Here is a 16620-nt window from a genome sequence, read left to right on the forward strand (position 1 = left end):
CTACAACAATGTTAAAAAAACTCGCAAAATCACTGCTAATGATAGTGCTGATCTTCACGGCAGTGTTCCCTGTAATGGGTGCTTCTGCCCATGCTGAAGAGACGTATGCCGATGATTTCTCTGCTCTGCCAGCAGCGGAGCTGCGTTCGGAGAATTGGCTGATTGACAGTAGCAATCCTCAATTCTTCGGCGGGGATGCTACGCGGTTGGTCAGGACATCCACGGATACTGGTTATGCTGTTTATTCATTAACAGGGGTTCAGTCGTTTACGCTTCAGGCCTATTATTTCTCTGGCTCAACAGCCGTAATCAAGTTCTACGGATCGAGTGATGCGACAGCGTGGACGGAGATTCCGGCCATTAATGACAGTCCCACAGCAACTGGTTCTGGTTGGTATGGAACAGTATACACGCCCACAGGTGCACTTCCGAATGATATCAATTATCTCAAAATCGAGATCAGCGGCGACCTCGACACCTGGTTGATGCAGCTTGGACATCTTACGCTCTCCAATATATCACTTGTACCCCAAAGGATTAACGATGAGATTGATGACGTTTCACAGCTCTATGCATTTAGTACAAATTGGTCTTTAGATACGAGCAACCCTACTTTTTTTGGCGGAGATCACTCTCGTGCGGTGAGAACAGCAGATTCGGCAGAATCACTTGTGTACCATTTGCATAATTTGCAGCATTTCATCATCCGTCTGCATTCCTTTGCCGGCTCTAGCGGAAGCATCAAGTTCTATGGGTCGGCGGATGCATCCTCGTGGACAGAGATTTCAGCGATACATGAAGCTCCACAGGCCACAGGAGATTCAGCTTGGACAGGGACGAATTATACCCCAGCCCAAGGGGTTCCTTCCGGTATTCATTATTTAAAAATCGAGCTCAGTGGCGATTCCGCCCCTTGGCTTATGCAGCTAGGTTCAGTCTCCATATCCAACCAGTTGCCTGAAGGTGGAGGGAACAGCGGAGGAGACGGTGATTATTACGTCGATTCAATTGCGGGCAGCGACAGCAATGATGGAAAAACACCAGAGACCGCCTGGAAGTCCTTCTCTGTAGTTAACCAGACTACCTTTGAGGCTGGAGACCGAATTTTGTTAAAGAAGGGCGGAATCTGGAACGAACAATTATATCCTAAGGGTAGCGGAACAGACGATAAACCGATAACAATCACTGCCTATGGCAGCGGAAGTAAACCGACTATCAATGGTGGAGGCATGGCCGGAGCAGCTGTATACCTGCGCAACGCCTCAAACTGGAGCATCCGGGATTTGGAGGTCACTAACTATGCTTCCGAGAGAGGAACCGTTTACCGGGAAGGCATAATGGTGGAGAACGCAAACGGTGGAACATTAAGAAATATCCGCATCCAGGATAACTATATACATGATGTATCAAGCAGCTTCCGTTATCCGACAGTTTCCGGTGCAGAAGGTGGTCCACATGCGTTCGGTGGAATCTCCGTATATGTGGGCGGAACGACGGGCACGGACAAATTTGATGGGGTATGGATCGAAGGTAACACGGTCGAACGAATTGGACGGACAGGAATTGTGGTATGGGATCAGCGTTTCAACGGAGCCGACTATGCTACGGTCAATGTTACGATCCGCGGAAATTATGTCAAACAAGCAGACAGCGACGGCATCCTCACCTTCGGTGCGGACGGAGCGTTAATTGAGCATAACATAGCAGAAGAAGGTGGGAACTACTCCGAAGAAGGCGAGTTTAACGGCTCAGCCGCAATCTGGCCGACCCGGGGCAAGAATAATATCGTGCAGTTTAATGAGTCCTTTAACACAAATAAACCAGAGGGAGATGGTCAGGGCTTCAATCTGGATATCGATACTATGGACAGTGTAGTTCAATATAATTACAGCCATGGCAATAAGGGCGGATTCATGCTTTTTGTCGATGCCCGTTTAACTCCAGGAGTGCTGACCGGCTCCTCTAACAATGTAGTCAGATACAACATCAGCCAGAATGATCTGACGCATACGTTTAATTTTGCAGGCGGGGTTACGCCGGATACGCAAATCTATAACAATACGATCTATATCGGCACTGGGCAAAACACCAAAATAATCGACCATGAATGGGATGACGCAGGAAATATCAACGCTCCCTATACGTTCAGGAACAATTTGGTCTACAACCTTGGACAGGGGGGTTATAATCTGCCCGGGGTAAATGGCAGCTTCGACCACAACCTGTTGTATGGAAATCATCCAGTAAGCGAGCCGGAAAATACGAATTCCGTCACAGCGAATCCGCTCTTGGTTGCTCAGGGCAACGGAGGAATTGGCTGGAATACAGTGGACGGTTACAAGCTGAGAGAAGGTTCTCCTGCACTTGGTGCTGGTGCTATTATTGCAGGTAACGGCGGTCGGGACTATTGGGGAAACGCTGTTTCAGCAGAAAATCCACCGAATATCGGAGCCTATAATGGACCCGGACTTGATCCTGCCATACTGCCTGAAGCACCTGTAGATGATCTGCGATTATATTTTCAAGGCTTAAAAATTGCTCCTCATATTACAGATGGTAGAAACGGAGGCCTATCCCTTCAACTTCAGTTTACAAACAGTTCTGGAGTAGACCCTCTGAGAATTAACAAAATTTCCTGGAAAATAGGAGAAGGAAGTGGCCAGATTAGCGGGAGTCAGCTGCAACTGGCCGAAATCGCTCCTAATAGCCGATTTACTTATCCAATTCCTTTGCCGGGATTCTCTGAAGGCGTTAAATATCCCCTAGAGTTGACTGTTGACCTTGAAGGCTATGAGTCAGTTCACCTCAAGCAAAACATAGATATTAACCGGATGCAGCATCAGACAGATACAGGAACTCCCGCGCTGATTGATCTTGCAGACGGAACCCCTTTGCTGAGCGGGTATAACGGTGTGGATGATCTTAGCGGAACAGCACAACTACGCTGGGACGCGGATAACATCTATTTGACCACCGACATCCGTGATGATGTATTCAACCATAACGCTTCCGGGATTAATATTTGGCAAAATGACAGTATTCAGTTCAGCCTTGCTCCCGGTGTACCGGGCGATAGCCAATCCTGGTATGAATATGGAATTTCGCAGACACCAGAGGGGCCACAAATTTACCGTTGGCTGTCTATGAAGGGAGCCGCTACCGGATTGTTGACCAAGGGAACACTAAGTGTAACCCGAAATGAAGCGACTAAGATTACCTCATATGCACTGGCACTGCCGTGGAGCGAAATAAGTCCAATTCGAGGAGCGGGAGGCAATGTCTTGAGCTTCTCGATGTTGGTCAACGATAATGATGGTGCGGGCCGAAAAGGATATATTGAGTGGGGATCAGGCATTGGCGCTGCGAAAGATGCGACACTCTTCCGTACCTTCCAGTTTATGAATGTCGAAGATGAGGAGGAGACGCAACCGAGTGATAATGCTGATTTAAGCCTTTTGAGTATAGAGGGTTCAGAAATTCCCGGGTTTGACCGTAACACACTTTCCTATACAATTAACGTGCCCTTTTCTAAAACAGCCGTGACTGTAACAGGGATACCTTTAGATCCGAAAGCCAAATTAACAGTAACAGGCGGAAGTGAACTTAAGGTAGGAGAAAATAGAGTCGATATCAAAGTTACGGCTGCAAACGAAACTACAACAAAAAGCTACATTTTGAATGTGGTACGGAGTGAAGACCGCGGGGGAACAGATACACCCGGCAGTTCGTCCGGCAACAATAATGACGGGAACAATAGTAACAGTGGAAACAGTGGAGGGAAAATAGTTCATCCAGTGAATATAATCTCAGCCGGACGTATTCAGATTCAGGATTCACCTGATACTGAAGGAATGCGCCTTGTACAGCTTCCCACTGGAGAAATTAACAAAGCGATGAAGGGAGTGCAAGATGGTGCATTGGTACTTGAGCTTACTGCGGAGGAGGCCATTGCCCGTAGTGTTACTTTTCAAGTGCCCGTTACCGAACTAAAAGAGAAGGTTACCTCCCTTAAAATAAAAGCAGGAGCCACCATCATAACGCTCCCTATTGAGAAGATGGGTGGCAATATTCCGGAAGGTTCCAAGCAGGTGGAGCTATCCATTCATATTGTTGATCCTTCAACCCTTTCTGTTGCATTAAAAGAGAAATGGCAAACGCATGCCGTGTACCGGATCTCCTTGATGGTAGACGGAAAGCAAATAGAAACACTAGGTCAATCTGCGGCAATGAAGGTCTCGTTTGGATATAAATTGAATCCTAGTGAAGCGCCGAATCAAGCCATCGTCTATTCTATTACCCGCGAAGGGCTGGCGGAAGTGGTCAAAAACTCCAAATACGTTTCAGGTACAGGGAGCATCACGTTCACAACACGGAACTTCGGATTATACGCTGCGGCGAATGGAGATATACACTTCTCTGATATCAATTCGGACTTAGCTGTTATCCTAGAAGCATTGGCTTCCCGTGACCTGGTGCACGGCACAGGCGATGGCAAATATGAGCCTGCCCGCCAAATCACCAGAGCGGAGTTTGTTCAACTGCTGGTATCGGCACTGGAGCTTCAGGCTGAGAACAGCAATACTTTCGAAGATGTGAGTCCAGACGCTTGGTATTCCCAAGCTGTCTCAACAGCTCAGGCACTAAAGCTGGTTAACGGACGCAGCGAAAGCTTATTTGGCGCAAAAGAACCGATTACTCGCCAAGAAATAGCTGTTATCTTATACCGCGCTCTGAGCTTAGTTTCACTTCAGCCGGATTATTCCAGCAAAACCGTAGTATTTGCTGATCAGAAGCAAATCGGAGCTTATGCCAGAGAAGCGGTTGAGCACCTGCAGCAGTCAGGAATTATCAATGGTTATTCCGACGGCACCTTCAGACCACTGAATCTGACCACCCGTGCGGAGGCTGCAGCTTTGATTTATAAAATTTTGGGATTGTAATCATCACAAAAAAGCTTGAGCCAAGTGTATTTGGCTCAAGCTTTTTTTCTTTTGTGAGTATAATATATTATTTCTTCAGGTTGGCCACGCAACATATCTCATGTCCGCGACGTTCGCCTTGCCATTTGGCTAATAATGCCATTCGTTCTACAAATGGAGTATTCGGCCCATAGTAAGGATGCGCATCGATCAATACATCGGAAGCGGGAACCAGCTGCCGCGTGAATATCGAACTGATCTCAAATCCAGCCTGATTGAGTAAATCACGCACATTAGCCTCCGTGTAATGATACAGGTGATCGGGTTCAATAAATAACGGTGATTCAGGTCCGTAGACTTCATTGGTTATTGAATGGCTATTGGGAATACTGAAATAAATTTTCCCTTGTGTTGTCAAAAGAGTACGAATATCTTTCAAAAATGCAAATGGATCGGAAATATGCTCAAGCACATGCCAGAACACTACCGCATCATAACGAGGAAGATCAGGATTTTCAGCCGAGTCCGAGTCATCGTCTTGAGTTCTTTTCCATTCATCTTTAACCAAATCCACACCATATTTATATTTTGCATAGGCTCGAGACATTTGTGAGGGTTCAATGCCCATCGCTCTCCAGCCGCCATTTCCAGCCGCATGTAAAAATTCACCTGTTCCAGAGCCAATCTCTAGCAATGCTCCTTTTTCTGGACTGAACATTTCCAGCAGCATTAAATTAAAGAGAGCATGATCTGAATAGGTAGCTTGAGCATATTTTTCACGCATTGCAATCCATTCTGTATTATAAATATCTGCGATTAAGCCGGTTGTATCAATCTCTGCAATATTCGCTCTAAAGATAAGACCGCAGTTGCTACACCGCATCAACGTAAACGAATGATACTCATGGAATACCGTGATAGCTGGGGCAGGACCACACAAAATACATTGCATATAAAATACACCTCCGTTATTCGTTTCACATACTCCTCCCAGGCTACTAGCTTGGGGTTAGGGCATCATAGTTCAATTGGAGTGCTTGGAGTGGGTTTTATTTCTTTCATTTTATTATCAATCTCGATAGAATATGCTAGTCTCACTAATCCTAGACAAGGTCAAACTTCAATAGATTTATAGTATAGCTTTCTAGGAATTTAATATTAGGTGGCGCGGATATTGGGAATCCTTCCGTTGTCGTTGTGCTTGATTGTAAAGGATGAAGAAGCAAGCACATTGTTACAATCCATGATTACGCCAAAAGATTGTTGGCTTCGGAAATGCCTGTTACTATTGGAATTAGAATCGTCTCATAGATTGGAGTGACAATGTTATGAAGGTCATTATTTTTGGAGCAACAGGTATGGTTGGTCAAAGTGCGTTGCGTGAATGTTTGATAGATGATAGAGTTCAAGAAATACTTACGATTGGGCGTAAAAAGACGGAGCATCACCATACAAAACTAAGACAAATTCAACTATCCAATGTATCTGAATTATCAAGTATACAAGATGAAATCACAGGTTTTGATGCATGCTTTTTCTGCCTTGGGGTTTCCTCTGCTGGTATGAAGGAAGATGACTATAAAAAAGTAACATATGATATCGCGCTATCCGCCGGAACAACATTAGCAAAATTGAACCCTCAAATGACCTTTGTATATGTTTCTGGAAGTGGGACGGATAGTTCAGAAAAAGGACGCTCTATGTGGGCGAGAGTGAAAGGGAAGACAGAGAACGATTTGTTGAATCTACCTTTTAAGGACGCATATATGTTCAGACCGGGTGTGATTCTACCCCTATATGGCATACAATCCAAAACAAAACTGTATCAGATTTTTTATGATGTGATGAAGCCACTTTATCCCTTGCTAAAGAAGTTAAACAGTGTCATTACATCTGAACAATTGGGACGAGCCATGATTCAAGTAACGATTAACGGTTATCCAAGACCCCGAATAGAAAGCAATGAGCTCAAATCCACGATCAGGAGGTTAAATCAATGAACATTATCATTAGACAAGAAAAAGTTCAAGATATTAACGAAGTCTACCATTTAATCCAAAAATCATTTGAAAATGCGGAACATTCAGATCATGATGAACACAATTTAGTAAATAGACTAAGGAGCTCGACAAAGTTTATTCCAGAGTTATCACTTGTAGCAGAATACGAGAATAAGATCGTCGGTCATATCCTTTTTACAGAAATACTAGTGGGTGATCAAACTCTGGTTGCGCTTGCACCTGTTGCAGTTCTGCCAGAAATGCAAAGCAAGGGCATAGGGAAGCTACTGATTATTGAAGGGCACAAAATCGCAAGGCAGCTAGGATATAAGGGCGCTGTCGTTTTGGGTCATGATAAGTATTATCCGAAGTTTGGTTATAAAAAAGCTAGTCAATATGGTATAAAAGCACCCTTCGAAGTAAGTGACGCTAATTTTATGGCTATTGAGCTTATGAATGGTGGTCTCTCAGATGTCCAAGGTGTTGTAGAATACGCTAAAGAGTTTTTTGGAAATTAGATTAAACGTAAAAAGTGGAGCAAATGCTACGGCAGTTGCTCCACTTTTTTATTTGTTTACAGAATCATTTAGCACCTTTAAAAAAAGGATTGTGGAAAAGCCGAACTGAAAACGGCTTGACGAACAACTCTATCCTGTATAAAATTAAGCAGTGATTTAGTAAATTAGTAAATTAGTAAATTGGAGTGAAGCAATGAAAATATCAAAAACGTTAAAGCATAATCCTATAGCCATGTTGGAGAGTTTGAGAAAATAAAAAAAACAGAAAAGGATTTGGGGTATTACTATGTTTTCTAATCGTTATGTTCGAACAATTATCCTCTCCCGTGTGTTGTTGCAGCTCGGAATATGGATACGGAATTATGCCGTCCTTCTTTATGTTTCTGAATTGACAAATAATAATCCAGTAGATGTATCTTTAATATCGGTAGCTGAATTTGCACCGATCTTTATATTTGGCCTGATTGGTGGGACCTTTGCCGACAGATGGCGGCCGAAGAGAACCATGGTATGGAGCGATTTGTTATCTGGCCTGTCCGTTGGGGTGGTGCTGATTGCGGTCATGAATGGCGGATGGGTTGCGCTTCTTGTCGGATCTTTTGTATCTGCCAGCTTATCTCAATTTTCTCAGCCTTCGGCGATGAAGCTGTACAAAAGACATGTGCCAGCTGAACAGCTGCAGGGCGTCATGGCGATGTCCCAAACCCTTGTCGCTGTCTTTACGGTTTTGGGACCCGTTATTGGTACGTTTATTTTTATTAAGTTTGGAATTATCGTATCTCTGATCCTGACAGCCGTTATGTTTCTGGGCTCTTCGCTTATATTGTCTTCCCTTCCTCGGGATGAAGAAGAATCGAGGTCAGGTAAAGCCAGCGGCTTCCTCAAAGAGTTAACGGCTGGCTTACGCTACATCGGGTCGAGTAAACCCTTAAGAACACTTAGTTTAACTTTCTCGGCGGTGGGATTGGCATCAGGACTAACTCAGCCGCTTCAGATTTTTCTTGTCATTGAGAATTTAGGTAAGGACAAACAATTTCTTCAGTGGCTTGTGATGGCTAGTGGGGCAGCCATGTTAGTAGGCGGAGCTGTAATAATCGGGATAGCCAAAAAAGTAAGGCCACAGCTATTGCTTTTAATAGGCTTACTTGTCAATGCCGTCTGTACGGTTGGAATGGGTGCTTCCAAGCAAGTTTGGCTGACGATTATTTTCTTGGTGATCAGTGGTTTGTTTTACCCTTGCATTCAAGGGGGGATTCAGACACTTCTTGTGCGAAATACCGAAGGGGCCTTTATTGGCCGAGTTTCAGGAGCAATCATGCCTATTTTTATGGGGATGATGGTGGTTGGCATGTTCATTTCCGGCTACCTCAAGGATACGTTCTCCTTGATGGGCGTATTTATGGCGAGTGGTGTATTTGTGATTATCGGTGCGCTTTTTCTGCTTCCTATTGTGGTTAAGAAACGAAGAAAAGTGGAGCTGGAATCGCTGGGAAATTGAAATTCCAATTACAATTACCATGAATTAAATATCTACGATAAGGAGAGAAAAATATGGATATGAATAAACGCAAAGAGCTGATCGAGGAGTATAAACAAATTAAGATTTATATGGGTGTTGCTCAAATCAAAAACCAAATCAACGGCAAAATATTTATCGACAGCTATCCTAATTTGAAAAACAAATGGCTTACCCTGCAAATGCAGTTGGATTCAGGGAGATTTGCAAATGCACAGCTCCAGAAGGAGTGGAACGAATTCGGTGCGGATGCGTTCACCTATGAGGTAATAGAGCAGAAGGACATAGATAAGGTAACTGATATTCGCTGGGAACGGAAGAAAATCTTAAAGCCATGGTTAGAGAAATTACAGCCTTACGGAGACAGAGGGTATAACAAACCGCGAATTGACTAACGATGAGATCCAAGATAAAATGAAACCGTCGTTTAGTAAATTAGTAAAATAGTAACTGGAAGGAAGAAAAAAATATGAAAATACCTACAACTTTAAAACATAAGCCTGTTGTCGTGTCGGAGAATTATGAGAAGGTTGACGGCCGAATGGCTGGAAACACAGATGCGAAAGGTCTTTCCTTGGGATTGGCGCAGTGGAATGATAGAGGAAAGGTCGATATTTCGGCTAAGGTATGGAGATATACCGGAGAAAAATGGTCCAGACAATCTGAGGAACTGCCTCTTCATCGCGTGCTAGATTTGTCCATTCTAATTTGCCGGTCGTTGGAACATTTCCGCGAAGCATATCGATATGAGAATTTATATGACCCGGAGCAGCCCGTCATCGACAGAGTTGGCCTGCAAGGGGATGCTATGACTGTAGCGGTATGTACAGATAATGAGCGAATTAATGAAGATATTAAGCTGTTTAATCAAGCTCTTAGCGATGATGATGAAATGATCGGTGAGCGTCTGAGCACATTATCCAAAATATTAAAGGATATGGGATATTAATTAGTAAAGTGGTAGTCAATCGAGGCAAATAAGCCTTCGTGACTGCCACTTTTTTTATATAGTTTTAAACAATTCCGGCCCCCGTCCAGGAGTATATCTATGGGTAAGTATTTTGTAACACTTAAATGAGCAGCATCAGTTCCAAAAGCATTTTTAGTACATCTCTTTGCCATTAAGGAAGTATTCGTATAAGGGTACGTAATTTATATTCTGTTCGGAGTCCTAAAAAATTGCGTTGCTCAATAAGGGATTGTGCGGATAATTCAATTATAATTATTTTTACTATCCAGTTTATCAATACCATCTTGTAAAATATACATAAATTGATCGTATTTGGAAACAAAGATTAAGAAATTTACTCGTGTGAAAAACCGGAATTAACCATAAGTGAAATTGAAAATGTATTAGGAAATCATCTTGGACCCGGTGCGGTTGAGATTACACCGCTGTCTGGTGGCAACATAAGCAAAGTGTTTTCTTTCAACCACGAAGGAAAGGGCTATGTTGTGAAATTCAGTGATCGATCATGGAACGAATGGAAGGACGCAACCTAACCGATTGCACTTCAGAGGAACAAACCCTTCAGTTGCCTGAAATTATCGACATTTTGACAAGAATGGCTGCAGCGGATATTGGGTCAACTAACGGCTATGGGTGGATCGCTGTTGACGGCAACGGGACCTATGCATCTTGGAAGGACTTCGTCGTTGCCGTAAATGCGGAGGATCAAACAGGGACGTTTTGGGAAAACTGGCATGATCTCTTCCACACCTCTTGCTTGGAGAGAGAGGTGGATGGAACGAAGCTTATCAGAACACACGGCAATTTCTTTTAAACCTGAACGCTTAACACTGTAGGTATCTAGGAAAAAAATCTATTAGTACATACATGAAACCCTGAACAAAGCCAATCGTGATTCTAAGAATAATAAAAGATTGAGAGCACCTGTTGGTTTAAATGGGGGTTTTTTTTTATTTATGGAGCCAAAGCGGATGCATGCACTAAAGCTTCAGACTTACAATCTGTAATATTTGCACCTGGACTTGTCATTAATCCACTATCTAGAGCTTCGTCCAACTTGATAAAATGTAAGCGCAATCATAAAACTATCGATTGGAGGAGTACGGCATGAAAAAGATTGGTGCAGGTTTTATATTCTTATTTGTGATGTGTGTAGCAATATCCACTACTGCGTTCGCTAAACAGCCTTATTCATCCTACTGGTTTCCAGAGCAGTTGCTTCAGTGGAGTCCTGCATCCGACCCGGATGCGGCATTCAACCGAAGTACAATTCCGCTGCAAGACCGCTTTGTGACAGATGGAGTCAATGCTCATGCGACAAAAGCGCCGAAAGTTATGGCTTTATCAGCACTGAACTCAGGAACAAGTGGTGTGCCATCACAGGGATCAGACAAATTTGGAGCTAATACGTTTACTTATTGGCAATATGTTGACAAGCTGGTCTATTGGGGCGGATCTGCCGGTGAAGGAATCATCGTACCGCCAAGCGCCGATACAATCGACGCAGCACATAAGAATGGCGTACCGATCGTCGGAACGGTGTTCTTCCCGCCAACTGTTTATGGAGGGAAATTTGAATGGGTGAAGCAAATGCTTCAGCAGAATAGCGACGGTTCCTTTCCTGCCGCAGATAAGCTGATCCAGGTTGCGAAGTATTACGGATTTGACGGTTGGTTTATTAACCAGGAGACAGAGGGTGGAACACCAGCTGATGCCCAGAAAATGAAAGCTTTCCTAAGTTATCTAGAATCGCATAAATCTGCATCTATGCAAATCGTATGGTACGACTCCATGACCAAGGAGGGCAGTATCAGTTGGCAAAATGCGCTAAATGATAAGAATGCAATGTTCTTGCAAGACGATAATAAGAAAATAACAGACAATATGTTCCTGAACTTCTGGTGGAAAGATCTTAAAAGCTCAGCAGATAAGGCCAAAAGTTTAGATAGAAGTCCGTATGACCTGTATGCAGGGATAGATGTTGAAGCCAAGGGCTACGATACGAATGTGAACTGGAATCTGCTATTTCCGGTTGGTCAGCCTGCCGTCACTTCCCTTGGTATCTACCGTCCAGACTGGACTTTCAACAGCGCAGAAAGCATGGAGGATTTCTTCGCACGCGAGAACAAATTCTGGGTGGGGCCAAACGGGAATCCAGGTAACACCGTGAGCGATCAGGCCTGGAAAGGAATCGCGGACAATGTGGTAGAATCATCCCCTATAAATAAGCTACCTTTCATCACCAATTTCAATACAGGAAGCGGGCAGAAATATTATGTCCGAGGGCAGCAGGTACGAGATAAGGGGTGGAATAACCGGAGCCTGCAGGATATCCTGCCAACATGGCGCTGGATCGCAGACAGCAAAGGAACTTCACTTACTCCAGAGCTCGATTGGTCCGATGCGTATTACGGCGGCAGTTCGCTGAAGGTTTCAGGTGATCTGAGCCATAACAATGCAACGCATCTGAAGCTCTACAAGACAGACCTTAAAATCGAAGCAAGCACTAAGCTATCGGTTACTTATAAAACGCTGAACAAGCCCAGCTTGAAGGTAGGTCTTGCTTTTGCAGACCAACCAGACCAATTTATCTTTCTAAACGTGAAGGATAAGACAGCGCCAGGCTGGACTACTGAAACTTTGAATTTGACCCCATACAAAGGGAAACGAATCGTAGCATTGTCACTATATTTTGATACCAAGGATACGATTAATAATTATAGCATTCAAATTGGCCAGCTCTCCATCCAAAATGCCAACGACCCGGTTAAAACGCTACCGGCGGTTCACGATCTGAAGGTTACTCAATCCGATTTTCGCGATGGAATTTATGGAGATGCTAGATTGGAGTGGAAGCCACTTGATCAGCAGGTGAAGCAATACGAAATCTATAGAGTACTGCCAGATGGCAGTGAGGTATTATTGGGTGCGACATCAAATCATGTGTTTTACGTTCCTGAGATGAGAAGAATAGACAAAGAAACACTTACAGCATTGAAGGTCGTTGCAATCAATGGAAGATACGAGCAAGGTCAGGCCTCCAGCGTGAAGATCAGCTGGCCAGCTTATCCGAAGCCGATTGCAGAGTTCAAAGCTGATCGAACCTTGGTAGCTCCAGGTGAGAGCGTAAACTTCACCGACCTGTCGACCGAAGTGACAGAAGAATGGTCATGGAGCTTCGAAAGCGGTAGCCCAGCTGTCAGCACATCGAAGAACCCGGTTGTAACGTTCAATCAGGAGGGTGTATATAACGTATCACTAACAGCAACCAACAGCTCGGGCCAAGACACAATTATGAAAAAGGCGCTCATTACAGTGAGTAAGGAAGCTGGTGCGGTGAAGAATTTAGCACTTGGAAAACCTGCAACAGCCGATCATGCATGCGGAGACAAGGAAGGCGCACCAAACGCAGTTGACGGTAAAGTGACGGATAATAGCAAATGGTGTGCACTTGGGAATCTGCCTCATTGGCTACAAGTCGATCTAGGAGCCGAGCATCAAATCAGCACTTTTATCGTCAAGCATGCTGAGAGTGGTGGAGAATGGTCCGGGTTTAATACAAGCGACTATACCATTCAGGTGAGTAACGACGGAACGAACTGGACGGATGTTGTAAACGTGCAAGGAAACTCGGCAGCTGAGTCGACAGACGCGATTGCTTTGGTGAAAGCTCGCTATGTAAAATTAATAACTCTTAAGCCCACCCAAGGAGCCGATACAGCAGCACGAATTTATGAGTTTGAAGTCTACGGGTTGTAGTTGGATTCGAACCATGGCTTTTGAATAACAAATAATAGCGGGAGACACAAAAAAGAACCTGAATAGTATTCAGGTTCTTTTATATTGCATATAAAAAGACACGATGATATAATCGGATCACAACTATAAAAAATATAAAGACATAAATAACGCATCTTATATTCATAATATACCATGCAGCTAAACTCTTGTCAAATTTTTTCTCATTTTAATGGTTAGGAGAGATATTGTATGCGTTCAATGATTCTTGGTTTTCGGGAAATAGATACAACACAGCTTTTGCTCGTGGGCGGAAAAGGGTTGAATTTAGGGCGATTATCAACTATCGAAGGAATAAAAGTACCTGAAGGATTTTGTGTTACAACAGTGGGCTACCAAAAAGCCATCGAAAAGAACGAAAAGTATCATACTTTATTAGATCAACTATCCATGTTAAACGTAAACGATCGAGAGCAAATTGGTGAAATCAGTAGGAAGATTCGACAACTCCTTATGGAAGTAGAAATTCCTTCCGATGTTGTGACAGCAGTTACTCACTATCTCTCCCAACTTGGTGAAGAACAGGCTTATGCAGTACGTTCTAGTGCAACTGCTGAAGATTTACCACATGCCTCTTTTGCTGGTCAACAGGACACCTATTTAAATATCATCGGAAGAGAAGCAATCATGCAGCACATAAGCAAATGTTGGGCATCTCTATTTACGGATCGCGCGGTAATCTACCGTATGCAAAATGGATTTAACCACAGACAGGTATATTTATCTGTTATCGTGCAAAAGATGGTTTTCCCTCAGGCTTCAGGGATTTTATTCACAGCGGATCCGATGACTTCTAATCGAAAGGTGCTATCTATTAATGCCAGTTTTGGGCTCGGCGAAGCTCTGGTCTCTGGCTTGGTATCTGCCGATTGCTATAAAGTACAAGAAGAGGAAATCGTCGATATGATGATAGCAACCAAAAATTTGGCTATCTATGGATTAAAAGAAGGTGGAACAGAGACCCTGAAAATCGATCTCGATCAGCAAAAGGCTCAAACCCTTACCGAACAACAAATTTTACAACTGGCACGCATAGGTAGAGAAATCGAAGCTTATTTTGGTTGTCCACAAGATATCGAATGGTGTTTGGAGCGTGATACTTTTTATATTGTTCAGAGTCGGCCAATCACTACTTTATTTCCGATCCCTGAAGTGAATGATCAAGAAAATCACGTTTACGTATCTGTCGGTCATCAACAAATGATGACGGATCCCATGAAACCACTAGGATTGTCTTTTTACCTGTTAATCACTCCTGCACCCATGCGAAAAGCCGGTGGAAGGTTGTTTGTTGATGTTACACATATGCTGGCTTCGCCTGTCAGCAGAGAAAATTTCATAAATACCCTTGGGAAATCCGATCCGCTTATAAAAGACGCATTTATGACCCTAATAGAACGAGAATATATAAAATCGTTACCAGATGATAGAAAAGAACGGAATCCCGGTAATAGCAGTAAAGATAGTTCATCAGAAGGTTTTCAAGCACTAATCGAAAATGATCCGGCAATCGTTTCTGATTTGATTAAGAACAGTCAAACATCGATAGAAGAATTAAGACAAAACATCCGAACGAAATCAGGGACAGATCTATTTGATTTTATTCTTGAAGATCTCCAGGAATTAAAGAAGTTCTTATCTGACCCACAAAGTACAAAGGTTTTTATGACTGCTATGAACGCTTCGTCATGGATCAATGAAAAAATGTACGAGTGGTTAGGTGAAAAAAACGCAGCAGACACGCTTTCTCAGTCTGTACCAAACAACATTACCTCGGAAATGGGTCTGGCGCTTTTGGATGTTGCAGATGTAATTCGTCCTTACCCGGAAATAATTAATTATTTACAACATGTAAAAGATGATAATTTTTTGGATGAACTGATTAAGTTTGATAGTGGACAGGCAACTCAAGACGCAATTTATGCTTATCTCAACAAATTCGGAATGCGATGTGCCGGTGAAATCGATATTTCGAGGACGCGCTGGAGTGAAAAACCGATTACACTTGTACCTATGATTCTCAGTAATATCAAAAACTTTGAGCCTAATGCTGGCAAACGGAAATTTGAGCAAGGCCGACGAGAAGCTTTAGAAAAAGAACAAGAGTTATTAGATCGATTAAAGCAATTACCGGATGGTGAACTAAAAGCTGAAGAGACAAAACGAGTTATCAGTTTAATCAGGAATTATATCGGTTACCGTGAATATCCAAAATACGGCATGATTAACCGCTACTTCATTTATAAGCAAGCTTTACTGAAAGAAGCCGAACAACTCGTACAAACTAGCGTTATTCATGAAAAAGAAGATATATTCTATCTCACTTTTGAAGAACTTCACGAAGTCGTACGTACAAATAAACTGGATGATCAGATCATCAGTAAACGAAAAGACGATTACAATTTTTTTGAAAAACTTACTCCGCCACGTGTAATCACATCTGATGGTGAGATTATTACAGGTAAATACAAACAAGAAAATCTGCCAGACAAAGCAATAATAGGTCTCCCTGTTTCTACCGGAGTTATAGAGGGACGAGCACGTGTCATCTTAAACATGGAAGAGGCAGATCTGGAAGATGGCGATATATTAGTTACCGCCTTTACTGACCCAGGCTGGACTTCATTGTTTGTATCTATTAAAGGCCTGGTCACCGAAGTTGGCGGACTGATGACCCATGGAGCCGTTATCGCTCGTGAATATGGCTTGCCAGCAGTTGTCGGAGTGGAAAATGCCACCAAGTTGATAAAAGACGGGCAACAAATTCGTGTGAATGGAACAGAAGGGTATATCGAAATATTGTAGAGGTATTTAAAAATAAAAATAATTATCGATGTTCTCTTTCGCTGATCTGAAATTCGGTTTAATGTAGGAAAAGAAAGTAAATAATATGAGGATA

The 16620-nt window shown here is 43.1% G+C and carries 10 protein-coding genes; 9 read left to right on the forward strand and 1 reads right to left on the reverse strand.

Annotation, left to right across the window (positions count from 1 at the left end; all coding sequences use genetic code 11):
• Window positions 1-8 precede the first annotated feature (8 nt).
• Entirely contained in the window at window positions 9-4940 is a 4932-nt protein-coding gene (locus tag CA598_RS01030; protein ID WP_094875009.1) for an S-layer homology domain-containing protein, read from the forward strand.
• Between the two features lie 67 nt (window positions 4941-5007).
• On the opposite strand, the gene CA598_RS01035 is transcribed toward CA598_RS01030, so the two are convergent.
• Entirely contained in the window at window positions 5008-5871 is an 864-nt protein-coding gene (locus tag CA598_RS01035) for a class I SAM-dependent methyltransferase (protein WP_094869001.1), read from the reverse strand.
• 376 nt (window positions 5872-6247) lie between these two features.
• On the opposite strand from CA598_RS01035, the gene CA598_RS01040 reads away from it, so the two are divergent.
• The 8 genes from CA598_RS01040 to ppsA all read left to right on the forward strand — a co-directional run bounded on the left by CA598_RS01040 (window position 6248) and on the right by ppsA (window position 16526).
• A complete protein-coding gene (locus CA598_RS01040) occupies window positions 6248-6919 on the forward strand; it encodes a Rossmann-fold NAD(P)-binding domain-containing protein (protein ID WP_094875010.1) in 672 nt (223 codons plus the stop codon).
• The gene (locus tag CA598_RS01045) at window positions 6916-7437 is read left to right on the forward strand and encodes a GNAT family N-acetyltransferase (RefSeq protein WP_094868999.1); all 522 of its coding nucleotides are present in this window, start codon (window positions 6916-6918) and stop codon (window positions 7435-7437) included. Before CA598_RS01040 ends, CA598_RS01045 begins: the two co-directional genes overlap by 4 nt.
• 286 nt (window positions 7438-7723) lie before the next feature.
• Window positions 7724-8935: an MFS transporter gene (locus CA598_RS01050; protein WP_094875011.1), complete on the forward strand. Its 1212-nt coding sequence runs from the start codon at window positions 7724-7726 to the stop codon at window positions 8933-8935.
• Between the two features lie 53 nt (window positions 8936-8988).
• Entirely contained in the window at window positions 8989-9348 is a 360-nt protein-coding gene (locus CA598_RS01055; protein ID WP_094875012.1) for a GIY-YIG nuclease family protein, read from the forward strand.
• Between the two features lie 74 nt (window positions 9349-9422).
• Window positions 9423-9902 carry a DUF6530 family protein gene (locus tag CA598_RS01060; protein ID WP_042188373.1) on the forward strand — a complete coding sequence of 160 codons (480 nt, stop codon included), beginning with the start codon at window positions 9423-9425 and terminating at the stop codon, window positions 9900-9902.
• A 526-nt stretch (window positions 9903-10428) separates the two neighbouring features.
• Window positions 10429-10737: a hypothetical protein gene (locus tag CA598_RS01065; protein WP_094875013.1), complete on the forward strand. Its 309-nt coding sequence runs from the start codon at window positions 10429-10431 to the stop codon at window positions 10735-10737.
• Window positions 10738-11030: 293 nt separating this feature from the next.
• On the forward strand, window positions 11031-13682 hold the full coding sequence (locus CA598_RS01070; protein WP_094875014.1) for an endo-beta-N-acetylglucosaminidase: 2652 nt from the start codon (window positions 11031-11033) through the stop codon (window positions 13680-13682).
• Between the two features lie 231 nt (window positions 13683-13913).
• Window positions 13914-16526 carry a phosphoenolpyruvate synthase gene (gene ppsA / locus CA598_RS01075; RefSeq protein ID WP_094875015.1) on the forward strand — a complete coding sequence of 871 codons (2613 nt, stop codon included), beginning with the start codon at window positions 13914-13916 and terminating at the stop codon, window positions 16524-16526.
• Window positions 16527-16620: the final 94 nt, after the last annotated feature.

It is taken from the genome of Paenibacillus sp. VTT E-133291, from assembly GCF_002264395.1.
Classification (GTDB): Bacteria; Bacillota; Bacilli; order Paenibacillales; family Paenibacillaceae; genus Paenibacillus_AQ; species Paenibacillus_AQ nitricinens.

What these genes read in the sequence shown, in the direction of transcription:
- CA598_RS01050 (WP_094875011.1), top strand. Translation starts at nt 7,724, where the DNA reads ATGTTTTCTAATCGTTATGTTCGAACAATTATCCTCTCCCGTGTGTTG.
- CA598_RS01030 (WP_094875009.1), top strand. Translation starts at nt 9, where the DNA reads ATGTTAAAAAAACTCGCAAAATCACTGCTAATGATAGTGCTGATCTTC.
- CA598_RS01035 (WP_094869001.1), bottom strand. Translation starts at nt 5,871, where the DNA reads ATGCAATGTATTTTGTGTGGTCCTGCCCCAGCTATCACGGTATTCCAT.
- CA598_RS01045 (WP_094868999.1), top strand. Translation starts at nt 6,916, where the DNA reads ATGAACATTATCATTAGACAAGAAAAAGTTCAAGATATTAACGAAGTC.
- CA598_RS01070 (WP_094875014.1), top strand. Translation starts at nt 11,031, where the DNA reads ATGAAAAAGATTGGTGCAGGTTTTATATTCTTATTTGTGATGTGTGTA.
- CA598_RS01055 (WP_094875012.1), top strand. Translation starts at nt 8,989, where the DNA reads ATGGATATGAATAAACGCAAAGAGCTGATCGAGGAGTATAAACAAATT.
- ppsA (WP_094875015.1), top strand. Translation starts at nt 13,914, where the DNA reads ATGCGTTCAATGATTCTTGGTTTTCGGGAAATAGATACAACACAGCTT.
- CA598_RS01060 (WP_042188373.1), top strand. Translation starts at nt 9,423, where the DNA reads ATGAAAATACCTACAACTTTAAAACATAAGCCTGTTGTCGTGTCGGAG.
- CA598_RS01065 (WP_094875013.1), top strand. Translation starts at nt 10,429, where the DNA reads ATGGAACGAATGGAAGGACGCAACCTAACCGATTGCACTTCAGAGGAA.
- CA598_RS01040 (WP_094875010.1), top strand. Translation starts at nt 6,248, where the DNA reads ATGAAGGTCATTATTTTTGGAGCAACAGGTATGGTTGGTCAAAGTGCG.